Source organism: Pseudomonas sp. GW821-FHT09C09, from assembly GCF_059418105.1.
Window position 1 is genome coordinate 158828 of the sequence record NZ_JBWKPF010000001.1, and the last position, 11363, is coordinate 170190.

Sequence of the window (11363 nt, forward strand, 5' to 3'; positions counted from 1 at the left end):
GTTCCCTGTGCGCCAGACTTAGGCGATCAACTGCGCCCAATTCAGCGAAGCGCTGTCGTTCAGCACAAAGCCTTTGCCACTCAGGCTCAGGTTCGCGTTGTAAGCCTGATCCTGGACGAAAGCCGCGGCCCATTTTTCCTGCAGGGCAGCCAGTGCCTGGGTTGCCGGGGCCGTTTCGGCCTGATGAATGACCTGCACCGATGGCGTCCAGACGGTGAGGAAACCCGCCTGAGCGGCTTTCAGACACAGATCGACATCGCTGAAACCCTGGGAGAACGTGCCGGTGTCCAGACCGTCCAGCCCCTCGAACAGTTCTTTGCGCACCATCAGGCACACGCTCGAAACCGCCGAGTAGTTCTGATCCACGGACAACCGGTACAGATAACCCTCAGCGTCGTGTTTCTCGCCGATGAATGCCGAGCCAACACCACCGTTCATGCCGAGAATCAACCCGGCCTGGCTGATCTTGCCGTCACGATCCACCAGTTTCGGACCGACCACGCCGACTTCCGGACGCAGGGCGTGGTTGAGCAACGAGTCGAGCCAGTTCGGGTTGACCACTTCCGCGTCGGCAGCCAGCAATACCAGATACTCGCCCTGCGCCTGCTGGCAGGCGGCGTTGTACAACGCCGGTACGCTCAGCGACTGATCGACGCGCAGCACCCGGACTTTCGGGTGCTGATAGGTGCCGAGCCAGTCATTGACTTGTGACGACTGCGCGCCCGTGGTGGCGACCAGAATTTCGTACTTTTGATAACGGGTGCGCAGTTGCACCCCCTCCAGACAGCGTTGCAGGGCCGGCAGATCGTCGCCGGCCGGCACAATGACCGACACCAGAGGACGATCGCTGTGGTGGTAGTCGATCTGGTAAATGCCCGGCACGGACGACGTGACCTTGGCCTTGTAGCCACGGTTGCCCAGATGACGCAGCAGGGCCAGACGCTCGTGAGCGTTTTCCTCCAGCACTGGCGCCTCGGTGATCAGCAGCGGCTCATCGAGGTGGGCCAGACTGTTGAGACCATCCTGCTCGATGATGCGCAGCAGCAGGTCGAATTCCAGTGCCTTGCTGAAGTCCGCCGAATAACCGCCCGCCTCGACCAGCGCATCACGACGAATCAACCAGTGACGCGCCATCATGGCCGGCAGGCTCAGCAGCAGATCCAGATTGAAGCCTGGACGGAACACGTCCACCAGCGCACCGTTTTCCGCGCGCTGGATTTCGTCGGTGGACACCGCACGGCAATCCCCGGCGTTCATCAGTTCCAGGCTGGCGCGCAACAGGCCGCTGGCCGTGAATTCATCCCCGGCCTGCGCCAGAAGCACCCAGTCGGATGGCGACTGACGGGCACTCTGGTTGAGTTTGTCGATCAGGTTGCCCGGCGTCACGCGGACAAAATGCAGGGTGTTCTGTGCGGTGGTGGCCGCCGGTGCTTCACCGGTGGTGAACACGACGATCCTGAACGTCTTGCACTGGCCTTCGAGCAAGCTATCGAGGCTGACTTGCAGCTTGTCGATATCGTTGTCCAGATCCAGCAGGAAAATGCCGAACTGCTGACCGCCACCGTTGACGGCCAGATGCTCGGTAATCGCCTCGACCTGTCCGGCTTGCGGTAGACGCGAATCCAGCCACTTGAGCAGCCGACCGGACTGCATGGCGTCGAACGTGCGATGGTGATCTTCCACCGTCAGCGCATCGAGGCGTGCAATCCAGTCACGCATTTTTTGCGCTTCTTCGTCTTCGCCCGCCAGATCCAGTTGCGCCACCAGACGCTTGTTCACGGTACGGTTGAAGGCATTGAGGTCGTGGGCCTGCCACAGACGCTCAAGCACACTGTCCTGCGTGTCGTTATTGCGTGCCTGGAGCAAATGCGCCTGGCGCGTCCACACCCCTTCGAGCCCTTGCAGTTGAACGCGGCCGGCCGGCATCGCGTGCAGCATGAATTCGAACTGCTCGAGGCGATCGAAGAATGCCTGGTTGTAGAACGGCATTTCGACGTACTGCAACGGCCCGAAACGGCGGTCCGGCACCTTGAGTACCTGGTTCCAGGTGGACTGGATAATCAGTTCCGCCGTCAGCGCCCGGCCACTTTGCAGGCTGTCGACCATGGCTTCGAAACTTTGCAGGGCAAACGCTTTACTCTGTGCTGCATCCAGGCCCTGGATCGCAGTAGGCAACCCGGCGAGGAACTCGGCAAAGGCTTCACGCTCGGCCACCGACTTGGCGTCGGCGTACGTCAGCGAGTGGTAAACCTCGGTGCTGTGCTCGGAGTTGCCGTAGTTGATCTCGCGTACCACGTAAGGAATCGGCAGGATCCGCGCCTTGGCGCTGGCCAGCAAGAAATACACATGGCCGATTTCCTGCCATTGGAAACTGGTGCCTGGCGGCAATGCCGAATGCCAGGTCTTCATCAGGTCAGTACGGGTCACCGCGTAGAACGGCGGGATGTACTGACTCATGTAATCAATGACCCGATCCTGGGCCTTCTCGGACGAGTAATCTTCCATGACTTTCTTGTCACGGCGGTAGTAGCTCACGTCACCGGCCAGCGACAGGTACATCAGGCAATAGCCGTGGCACATGCCGTAATCCTGGTTCGCTTGCAGGAAGCTCACCGACTCGGCCAGCGAGTCATGCAGGATGAAGTCGTCGTCGGCCGCCAGCACCATGTACGGCGTGGTCAGTTGCTCGACGCCGTAAGCCAGTTTGGCCTGCATGCCCCAATAGGCGAACTGCGGCACGTGATGGTAATCGACCGCAGAAAAGTCGCCTTCCGGGCGCTCGGCCGTGGAGTCCAACACCATGATCTTGCAGGGCAAGCTGCTGTAATACTTCACCGCCCGGCGCAGGAACGCCGGACGATTGTGAGTAATCAGAACCACGGTCAACAGCTCATTGAGCGGCAGCGCTTGTTCAGAACTGTACTTGCCTTGCATAACCTCTCCCCACAACCGGCAATTTGCCAAAATGACGCTTCGATGATGTTGCGAATTAACGAACGCGACGCAGATAGCCGTCCGGCGCCACGGTGATCAGCAGCTTGTTCTGCAACTGAACGTCGATTTCGAAATCCTTGTTCTCTTCCAGGTATTTCCATACGGCGGTCTTCGGGTTGTCGCCCGGGCCCCATGGACGATCCGGGAAGAAGTCGGCCGGCATGTCTTCAACCACGGTGTCCATCACCACGCAGTAGCTGTCCACCGAAACCAGTGGTGCGTAGAGGCGCAGCTCTTCGAGCACGTGGTCGTGGGTGTGGTTGGAGTCGAGCACCAGAATGACCTTCTTGCCTTCGGCAGCGGCGCGAACCTGAGCGGCGATGGCCGGGTCGATGCTCGAACCTTCGATCATCTTGATGCGCTTGCTCATCGGGTGGCTTTCGATGGCTTCACGGTTGTGGGCGCGGATGTCGAGGTCGATGCCCAGCACTTCGCCGTGACCTTGCAGTTCCAGCAACGAGGCGTAGTAGATGATCGAACCGCCGTGGGCGATACCGCACTCGATGACCAGATCCGGCTTCACCTGCCAGATGATTTCCTGCATCGCCATCATGTCTTGCGGCAACTGGATGATCGGACGGCCCATCCACGAGAAGTGGTAGCTGTACTTGTGCTTGGCCGATTCGTTGAAGAAGTCACGGGCCAGGCCGGTGAGCTTCTGGTCGTCACCCTGTTGGGCGATCTGCTCGCGGCATTCGGCTTCGAAAGCTTTGTTGATGCTGTTGTCGGTCATTTTCAAAATCTCAAGGGTCACTGGAACGAAGCGCTGTCGACGGCGTGATAGACGTAACGTCCACCGGTCATCCGCTTGATCTCTTCGAGGTAATTGGAATTCATCACAAACAGGTTGGCGCCTTCGGGCAGGGCGTCCATCGCCTCTTGCGGCGAGGACACCCGGGCGCCGCTCAGGGGCAGGTAACGCCCCTGCTTGGCCGGATTGATATCGACCACCCGATCCACCGCCACACCGGCCCGTTGCAGGAACAGCGAATAGATCACGCCTTTGGACGACGCACCCCAGATCGCCGAACCCTGCTCGGGTGCGCTCTGGATGATCTGTACCGCGCGTTCAAGGCTGGCGGTGAAGTCGTCCGGCAACACCAGGCGCGGCACCGGCTGTTCCGGGGTCAGGCGCAACGTCGCAAGGTCGGCGACGATGTACAGGTATTGGCCACCGAACAGGTGGCCGGCCTCGTGCACGGTGCCGAACATCCGGCGCAGGTCATCGAGGCGGAAGTAATTGACGTGCTCGTAGAACAAGTCGAACCAGGCGCGGTGTTCGAGAATCCAGTCGAAGCACGGCACCTCGATGTAGATCTGTCCGCCGCCCTGATTGGCCTCGGCAATCACCGCCAGAAAACCCAGCGGATCCTGGATGTGCTCCAGCACATGCCGCAGCACGATGGCGTCCGCTTCCAGGCCCAGACCACGGGTGAACGGCGCCTTGATCACGTCGGCATTCTCGCCTTCGTAGGCCGGATCGATGCCGGTGATGCGGTAGCCCAGACCTTTGAGCAGCTCGAGGAAATAGCCTTTTCCGCAGCCGACCTCGATCAGTTCCTGACCCTTGAAGTGTCGGGCAATGATGCCTTCGACATCGCTCAGGTGCTTCTGGAACTGGCCGGAATGCGCCTGTTCGTTCTGGTAGTCGGCGTCGTAGCTGAGTTTGTCGGCGTCGAACGCCGCGTTGAAGATCAGACCGCTGCGCTCATCCTGCACCAGCAGCATGTCGGCGCTGGCCGATGACCTCGCCGATTCGGGATCGGCAAAGGTGCGGTTCTGCAGCACCGGCAGGTCGGTTACCCGATACAACTCGTGCCTCATTGCAGCTCTCCCAATAACTGTTGCAAGCGCTCGGTCACCGCCCAGAACGCCAGGGGTTCGTGGGTCGGATACGGGTAGTGGCCGAGGTTCAGGCCGATAGTTGCACTGCGTTCACGCACGCGCTGTTCGACCAGCGCCCGCACCGAAACCGGTTGGCCGCTGGCGCAATTGATCGTGCCGTCGAAATCACGTTTGTGCAGGATCGCGGCGAGATGACTGGTAGCAGTTTCAATCGCCATAAAATCGCGCAACTGCTCACCGGCCGACATGTTGAACGTCGCATCGCCGGCATCAATTGCCCGGTCCAGCGCCGCCAGCAGACTGTTGGGGTTCTGCCCGGCGCCGTGCAGATAGAACAGACGCGCCCATTGCAGAGTGAACGGATGTTCCTGCTGCAGATTTTGCAAAAACAGGTGCAGCGTGTGCTTGGCCAGACCGTAGGGGTTGGCCGGCTGCGCATCGTTATGCTCGCTCAGCGGACCACTCTGCATGCCATATTCGAAGCAGGTACCGGTCACCAGCACCTGCTTCACGCCGGCTTCTACCGCACCCTTGATGAAACGGTAATCGGCCATCAGGTTGTGCTCGAAATGGAACAGCGCCCGATAGTTCGGCAACCCCGGCCAGGCCAGGTGTGCGAGTGCATCGACGCCTTCGGTCAGCGCGCCGATGTTCAGGTCCGCTGCGTGAATATCCGCGCTGACGAACTCGACGTCATTGATCCACGGCATGCCCGCCGCTTTCTGTGCATCACGCGCAACCGCCCGCACCGTGCAGCCACGGTTCAGCAATGCCGCGACCAGATGACGACCGACGAAGCCCGTGGCCCCGGTGACCAGCACCTTCACAGCACGCTCAACTCGGGCACGGCGATCACAAAGCGGCCGTCCCACTGACGCACCTGAGCCAGTTGCTGACTGACTTCGTGCAGCAGGTTCCATGGCAGCACCAGCACGTAGTCCGGCTTCTCGATATCGATCTGCGCCGGCGCGACAATCGGGATGCGGCTGCCCGGCAAAAACTTGCCCTGCTTGTGCGGGTTGGCGTCGGCGACCCAGGCCAGCAGATCCGGTTTGACCCCGGCGTAGTTGAGCAAGGTGTTGCCCTTGGCCGCAGCGCCGTAGCCGACCACACGCTTGCCATCGGCCCTGGCCTGCAACAGGAAGCGCAGCAGGTCATGCTTGATGCGTTCGGCGGCTGGCGCCAGCGTGGCGTAGTACTCGGTGGTTTTCACCCCGGCGTCGAGCTCGGCCTGCAACTGTTGTTGCACGGCCGGCTGCACGGCGCGGCGTTGGCCATCCTTGCGCTGGACGAACACCCGCAGCGATCCGCCATGGGTGGTCAACTGACTGACGTCAAACACTTCCAGACCGTTACGCTCGCACAACGTCTGTACGGCGGTCAGGGACAGGTAGGAATAGTGTTCGTGATACAGCGTGTCGAACTGCGCGCCGGCCATCAGCGTCAGCAATTGCGGGAATTCGAACGTAGCCACGCCGGTCGGTTTGAGCAGCGCGGCGAAACCGCCGAGGAAATCATTGATGTCCGGTACGTGGGCCAGCACGTTGTTGGCGGCCATCAGATCGGCAGCCCAGCCTTCGCTTTTCAGCTGCGCGGCGGTGTCACGACCGAAGAACAGCTCTCGAATCTCCAGGCCTTTTTCCCGTGCTGCCTGCGCGGTGCTGCGGGTCGGCTCGACGCCCAGGCACGGGATGCCGCGACCGGCGACGTACTGCAGCAAATAACCGTCGTTGGCGGCGATTTCCACCACCCGGCTGTCGGCGGTCAGGCCGAAGCGTTCAACCATCTCCGCCACATAACGCTCGGCATGGGCCAGCCAGGTGCTGGAGAACGAACTGAAATAGGCGTACTCGGCGTCGAACAGGCTGTCGGCGCTGGTGTAATCCTCGGTCTGTACCAGCCAGCATTGCTGGCACACGGCGACCTTCAGCGGCACCCATTGCTCGGCCTGTTCCAGCCGATCGGCATGCACGTAGGCGTTGGACGGTGGCGAGGTGCCGAGGTCGATCAGCGGCAGGCTCAGCGGTGCGGCGCACCCACGGCAATTCATAGACGCACTCCAGCAAAGTGTTGATCGAGCGCGGGATGGCTGGAATCGCGCGCTGACAAATTATTGACAGGCAACGGCCAGGCAATCGCCAGCCGTGGATCGTTCACCGACAGCCCGCCCTCGTGCTCCGGCGTGTAATCGGCGCTGTGCAGGTAAAGCAGCTCGGCATCATCGGTGAGGGTCTGGAAACCGTGGGCGAAGCCGGCCGGAATCAACAAGCTGCGACCATCGCCAGCCTTCAGGTGCTCCGCGTGCCAGTGCAGGAAAGTCTCGGAGTCCGGGCGCAGGTCCACCGCCACGTCCCACACTTCACCGCGCAGGCAGGTGATCAGCTTGGCTTCCGGCGCGTTGGCATTCTGATAATGCAGACCGCGCACGCTGCCCTTCTCGCGGGTGCAGGAATGGTTGATCTGGCGGATGTGAAATTCACTGCCGAACGCTTTCAGGCTGCCCTCGCAGAACAGCCGTGCGAAGTGCCCGCGCTGATCTTCGAAGCGTTTGTGCTGGACGCTGAACAACCCGGCCAGCGGTAACTGTTTCAAGGAAAACTCGCTCACAGCGCGCCCCGGTAAAGGTTCAGTTGGCCGAGGGTCACGGTGCGCATGTCGTCACCGTTCTGCCACGCCAGATGCCAGTCGAGGGTCTGGGTCAGGCATTGCTGCAACGACCAGCGCGGTTGCCAGCCCAGCACCTGACGGGCGCGGCTGCTGTCCAGGCGCAGCAGACCGGCTTCGTGCAGTTCGCTCGGTTCGATGCGCAGACCACGGGCCTGAGGCCAGCGGTTGGCGAGCAGTTCGACCACTTCGCCGACGCTGCACATGTCCGCTTCGCCCGGGCCGAAGTTCCACGCCCCGGCGTATTCCGGGCCTTCTTCGTAAAGCCCGGCGGCCAGTTGCAGGTAGCCGGCCAGCGGCTCCAGCGCGTGTTGCCATGGGCGCACGGCTTGCGGGTAGCGCAGGGTCACAGGTTCGTCTGCGGACCAGGCTTTCAGTACATCGGGAATCAGCCGTTCAGGGGCGAAATCACCGCCGCCCAACACGTTGCCGGCGCGCGCGGTGGCCAGAGCCAGACCGTGTTCGGCGTACTTGTCGGCCGGGAAGAACGATGCCGCGTAAGACTGCGCCAGCAACTCGCAGCAGGCCTTGCTGCTGCTGTAGGGGTCGTGGCCACCGAGGGCTTCCTCTTCGCGGTACGGCCACAGCCATTCCTTGTTGGCGTAAACCTTGTCGGTGGTCACCAGCACACAGGCCCGCACGCAACCAACCTGACGAATCGCTTCGAGCAGGTTCAGGGTGCCCATGACGTTGCTGGAATATGTACCGAGCGGATCGCGATAGCCTTCACGCACCAGTGGCTGGGCCGCAAGGTGCAGGACGATTTCAGGCTCGGTGTCGGCGATGATCTCGAGCAAGGCCCCGAGGTCACGCAGGTCGCCGCGCTGGTCGTCGATGCCTTCGTGCACCCGCGCCAGTTCGAACAGGCTCGGCTCGGTCGAAGGATCCAGGGAGAAACCGCTGACTTGCGCGCCGAGGCTTTGCAGCCACAGGGTCAGCCAGCTGCCCTTGAAACCGGTGTGTCCGGTGACCAGAACCCGCTTGCCGCGCCAGAATTCAGGACTCAGGCCCATTGCTTCCATGGGGCCTCCCCGCTCTGCCACAGCGCTTCGAGATGGTTCTTGTCACGCAGGGTGTCCATCGGATGCCAGAAGCCTTCATGCTCGAAGGCTTTCAGTTGTTCGTCCTGAGCCAGTCGAGCCAAAGGCTCCGCTTCCCAGGTGGTTTCGTCGCCAGCAATGTAGGACAGCACTTTCGGCGACAAAACGAAGAAACCGCCATTGATCCAGCCGCCGTCGCCGCGCGGTTTTTCGGTGAAACCGAGCACCTGATCGCCATGCCGCTCGAGGGCGCCGTAACGGCCCGGTGGCTGTACGGCAGTGACGGTCGCCAGACGGCCGTGACCTTTGTGGTAGTCCACCAGTTGCGCAATGTTGATGTCGGAGACGCCGTCGCCGTAGGTGAAGCAGAACGCCTCTTCATCCTTGAGGTAACGGCCGGCACGCAGCAGACGGCCACCGGTCATGGTTTCCTCGCCGGTGTCGATCAGGGTGACGCTCCACGGCTCGCTGTAGTTCTGGTGCACGTCCATGCGGTTGTTGCGCATGTCGAAAGTGACGTCGGAGGTGTGCAGGAAGTAGTTGGCGAAGAAATCCTTGATCGCGTAGCCCTTGTAGCCGAGGCAGATCACGAAGTCGTGAATTCCGTGGGCGGAATACTGCTTCATGATGTGCCAGAGAATTGGCTTGCCGCCGATCTCGATCATCGGCTTGGGCTTGAGGTGCGACTCTTCACTGATGCGCGTGCCGAGGCCACCCGCCAAAATAACTGCCTTCATCGTCTCCCCTCTTCTACGTCACAGGGCTCGGCCTCGCTATTGCAGGCCTTTGCGGCTGAACCTTTGCCAGTCCGGGCGCAGGTGAATGACCGCGAGCGCTCGTTTTATGGCGATTTGAGGGGGACTTGCAGGAAACGCGCCAGCTCCGCCAGCCCTGTGTCGGCGGCGGCATCCGGGCGCAAAAAAGGGATGAGTCCGTTACCGGACTCATCCCTCCATGTGGCTCACGTCAGCGGATCGAAGTGATCAGCCGAACATGGCAAACCCGTCGACAGTCGCCGGCAGGTCGTAGACTTGACCGTCGGCCGTCTGCAGGTGCTCGACAGTGTTGTAGCCGGCGTACCAGCCCTGGAGTTTTACGCCATTGGCCGGAACGCCGATGCTGCCGTCATTGGCGCCATGCAGGTAGGCGTCATCACCGATGCGAGTGACGTTCAACTGACCGAGATTGGCGACGGTGTTCAGGATCAAGGTGTCGTTGTAGCTGCTGCCCACATCCTGAATCGTTACCAGGCCGGCGGTATTCACCACATAGGTGTCATCACCCTCGCCACCAAACAACGAATCGTTCTGTGGCCCCTCGCCATCCAGACCGGAAGCCAGCCCGCCATAAAGAATGTCCGCACCGGCACCGCCGTGAATGACATCGTCGCCGGCACCGCCTTCCAGAATGTTGTCGCCCCAGTCACCCTCCAGCACATCATTGAAATGACTGCCACGCAGGCCTTCGATGTCGATGAAGGTGTCGTAAAGCGCAATACCGCTCTGCGCGCCCCAGTTGAGGGAAGCGCTCAAACCTTCGGTGCTGTCCTCGTAGCTGACGGTATCGATACCGGCCCCGCCTTCAAAGCGATCACCGCCCGCGCCACCCAACAGGACGTCATTGCCGGCGCCCGAAACGATGACGTTGTTCCCGTCATTGCCGTAGCCGGTGAAGTCCGCCGTGCCGGTGTAGGTCATGTTTTCAATGAACGGATCCATGTGCATCGACGACAGGCTGGTGTACACGTGGTCGGTACCACCAAAGAGGTCCGTCTCGACGATGCTCACACCGGCGCTGTTGATGATGTACACATCGTCGCCTCTTCCGCCTTCCAGCGTCACGCCCGCGGCGTTGGCGGTGAATCGGTCATCGAACGAAGTACCGATGACTTTCTCGACGTTCAGCAACGTGACATCCGGACCTGCCTGCTGACCAATGCCGATACTGACGCCATCAAAGGAGTGACGGTAGCTCACGGTGTCGTAGCCATCGGCGCCATCCACGATCATGGCGTTATCGAGCAGATACACCACGTCGTCGAAATTCGATCCCTGAATCGCCTCGATGCCGGTGAAGGTGTCGCCAGCGGCGATGGTCAATGCGTCGTAGTTCTCGAAGTCCTGGACTCTCACACCCTCGAGGCTGTCGGAATAGCTGACGGTATCGAAGCCTTCACCACCCACGAAGTGATCGGCGCCGGCGCCACCCCACAGCCAGTCGTTGCCGGCGCCACCGATGATCTCGTTGTCGCTGGCATTGCCGTAACCCTTGAAGTCGCCCGTGCCGGTAAAGGTCAGCTTCTCGATGAACGGGTCCATCTTGATGGTGTTGAGACTAGTGCGCAGCTCGTCGTAGCCGAGATGGTTTTCCTCGATGATCGTCACGCCCTCGCTGCCGACGATATACACGTCGTCACCGGCACTGCCTTCCAGCGTCACGCCGGCCACATTGCTGGTGAAGGTGTCATTTTGAAAAGTGCCGAAGACTTTTTCCACGCCGACCAGCGTATCGACCTTGCCATCAGCGGCAGTGACAGTCGTCGAAGCACTGTTGAACTCGACGTTCACGCCCGAGGACAAGGCGTAATAATTCGCCGTATCAAACCCTTCCCCGCCATCCAGCAGATCATTGCCGGCGCTTGCCAGCAACACATCATCCGACTCCAGTCCATAGAGTTGGTCATCACCGTCGGTGCCCGACAGGACATCCGCATCACTCGTTCCATTCACTACTGCCATTTGCTTCTTCCTTGCGTGGTTGAAAACAGCGTTCACCTTTCAGGCTTCAGACACACCTGCAATCGCGCTGCGCGATTGCAGG

9 protein-coding genes are annotated in these 11363 nt (G+C 61.0%); all 9 read right to left on the minus strand.

Going from position 1 to position 11363, the window contains the following annotated elements; all coding sequences use genetic code 11:
• Positions 1-18: 18 nt before the first annotated feature.
• The gene (locus AC07NR_RS00785) at positions 19-2934 is read right to left on the minus strand and encodes a glycosyltransferase family 2 protein (RefSeq protein ID WP_495077606.1); all 2916 of its coding nucleotides are present in this window, start codon (positions 2932-2934) and stop codon (positions 19-21) included.
• Positions 2935-2989: 55 nt separating this feature from the next.
• Positions 2990-3727 carry a cephalosporin hydroxylase family protein gene (locus tag AC07NR_RS00790; RefSeq protein ID WP_064378606.1) on the minus strand — a complete coding sequence of 246 codons (738 nt, stop codon included), beginning with the start codon at positions 3725-3727 and terminating at the stop codon, positions 2990-2992.
• 17 nt (positions 3728-3744) lie between these two features.
• Positions 3745-4818, minus strand: a complete 1074-nt coding sequence (locus AC07NR_RS00795) for a class I SAM-dependent methyltransferase (RefSeq protein ID WP_495077607.1) — start codon at positions 4816-4818, stop codon at positions 3745-3747.
• Positions 4815-5666, minus strand: a complete 852-nt coding sequence (locus AC07NR_RS00800; protein WP_495077608.1) for an NAD-dependent epimerase/dehydratase family protein — start codon at positions 5664-5666, stop codon at positions 4815-4817. Before AC07NR_RS00800 ends, AC07NR_RS00795 begins: the two co-directional genes overlap by 4 nt.
• Positions 5663-6889: a methyltransferase domain-containing protein gene (locus tag AC07NR_RS00805; RefSeq protein WP_495077609.1), complete on the minus strand. Its 1227-nt coding sequence runs from the start codon at positions 6887-6889 to the stop codon at positions 5663-5665. Before AC07NR_RS00805 ends, AC07NR_RS00800 begins: the two co-directional genes overlap by 4 nt.
• On the minus strand, positions 6886-7446 hold the full coding sequence (rfbC, locus tag AC07NR_RS00810) for a dTDP-4-dehydrorhamnose 3,5-epimerase (RefSeq protein ID WP_495077610.1): 561 nt from the start codon (positions 7444-7446) through the stop codon (positions 6886-6888). The genes AC07NR_RS00805 and rfbC overlap by 4 nt, the downstream gene beginning before the upstream one ends.
• Positions 7443-8525, minus strand: coding sequence for a CDP-glucose 4,6-dehydratase (gene rfbG / locus AC07NR_RS00815; protein WP_495077611.1), 1083 nt, complete (start codon positions 8523-8525; stop codon positions 7443-7445). The genes rfbC and rfbG overlap by 4 nt, the downstream gene beginning before the upstream one ends.
• Positions 8507-9280 carry a glucose-1-phosphate cytidylyltransferase gene (rfbF, locus tag AC07NR_RS00820; RefSeq protein ID WP_007958332.1) on the minus strand — a complete coding sequence of 258 codons (774 nt, stop codon included), beginning with the start codon at positions 9278-9280 and terminating at the stop codon, positions 8507-8509. Before rfbF ends, rfbG begins: the two co-directional genes overlap by 19 nt.
• Positions 9281-9526: 246 nt before the next feature.
• Positions 9527-11281 carry a calcium-binding protein gene (locus AC07NR_RS00825; protein ID WP_495077612.1) on the minus strand — a complete coding sequence of 585 codons (1755 nt, stop codon included), beginning with the start codon at positions 11279-11281 and terminating at the stop codon, positions 9527-9529.
• Between the last annotated feature and the right edge of the window lie 82 nt (positions 11282-11363).

Excerpts from the sequence above, each read along its gene's own strand:
- AC07NR_RS00785 (WP_495077606.1), bottom strand. The coding sequence starts at position 2,934 with ATGCAAGGCAAGTACAGTTCTGAACAAGCGCTGCCGCTCAATGAGCTG.
- AC07NR_RS00790 (WP_064378606.1), bottom strand. The coding sequence starts at position 3,727 with ATGACCGACAACAGCATCAACAAAGCTTTCGAAGCCGAATGCCGCGAG.
- AC07NR_RS00795 (WP_495077607.1), bottom strand. The coding sequence starts at position 4,818 with ATGAGGCACGAGTTGTATCGGGTAACCGACCTGCCGGTGCTGCAGAAC.
- AC07NR_RS00805 (WP_495077609.1), bottom strand. The coding sequence starts at position 6,889 with ATGAATTGCCGTGGGTGCGCCGCACCGCTGAGCCTGCCGCTGATCGAC.
- rfbG (WP_495077611.1), bottom strand. The coding sequence starts at position 8,525 with ATGGAAGCAATGGGCCTGAGTCCTGAATTCTGGCGCGGCAAGCGGGTT.
- rfbF (WP_007958332.1), bottom strand. The coding sequence starts at position 9,280 with ATGAAGGCAGTTATTTTGGCGGGTGGCCTCGGCACGCGCATCAGTGAA.
- AC07NR_RS00825 (WP_495077612.1), bottom strand. The coding sequence starts at position 11,281 with ATGGCAGTAGTGAATGGAACGAGTGATGCGGATGTCCTGTCGGGCACC.